Annotated in this window: 1 protein-coding gene; it reads right to left on the bottom strand. The window is 60.0% G+C overall.

Annotated features, from left to right (window positions below; translation table 11 throughout):
* Window positions 1-863, bottom strand: an 863-nt coding sequence (locus tag BST17_RS28530) for an MMPL family transporter (protein ID WP_133053620.1), incomplete at both ends; no start/stop codon positions are given.

Below are 863 nucleotides of genomic sequence, written 5' to 3'. Positions count from 1 at the left end.
CGCACCGCATGCCCGTCCGGGGACAGGAAGTTCTTCATGCCGCGCTTGAAGTCCTCGTTCTCGAAGGTCTCCGGCGGCAGATAGAAGGAGTCGTCGTTCTGCGCGGCATCGAAGGCCTCCCCCATGGCCGACGAGTTGTCCTGCATCGCCGACATCTGGTCCTGGATGCCCTTTTGGGTCTGGTACATGGTCAGCATGTAGCGCTGCATGTTCTTCATCGTCGCGATCATCTGTGGCATCAGCGCGACCATCTGCGGCATCAGCGCATCGAGACGCTCCATATCGGGAATCAGATCCTGAATCCCGTCGGTCATCACGTCGATACCGTCGAGGGTGTCGAAGATCGACCGGATGGCCCAGCAGCCCGGGATGTTGAAGCAGTGCGGTTCCCAGTAGAAGTAGTTGCGCAGCGGCCGGAAGAAATCGTCGAAATTGGCGATGTTGTCCCGCAATTCGGCGATGTCCATCGACATGGTCTTCATCTTTTGGACCATGGAGTGGGTGGTGGCCGCCATCTGGACGGTGATGGAGCTCATCTTCTCCATGCTGACGATCGTCGTCTGCATGTCGTCGGCCTGCTTGAGCATGTTGGCCATCATGTCCTGCTGGTACTTCTCGTTCATCTTCTGCGTGGTGCCCTGCATGCTGATCTGGAACGGGATCGAGGTGTGCTCGATCGGGGTTCCCTGCGGGCGGGTGATGGCCTGCACGCGGCCCACTCCGGGCACCCTGAAGATGGCCTTGGCGATCTTGTCGATCACCAGGAAGTCCGCGGAGTTGCGCAGATCGTGATCGCTTTCCACCAGCAGCAGTTCGGGATTCATCCGGGCCTGCGAGAAGTGCCGGTCCGCGGCCGCGTAACC

The organism is Mycolicibacterium bacteremicum (assembly GCF_002086115.1).
GTDB classification, from domain to species: Bacteria; Actinomycetota; Actinomycetes; order Mycobacteriales; family Mycobacteriaceae; genus Mycobacterium; species Mycobacterium bacteremicum.
The sequence above is the reverse complement of the archived record's forward strand: the minus strand, read 5'-3'. Positions and strand labels throughout refer to the sequence as shown.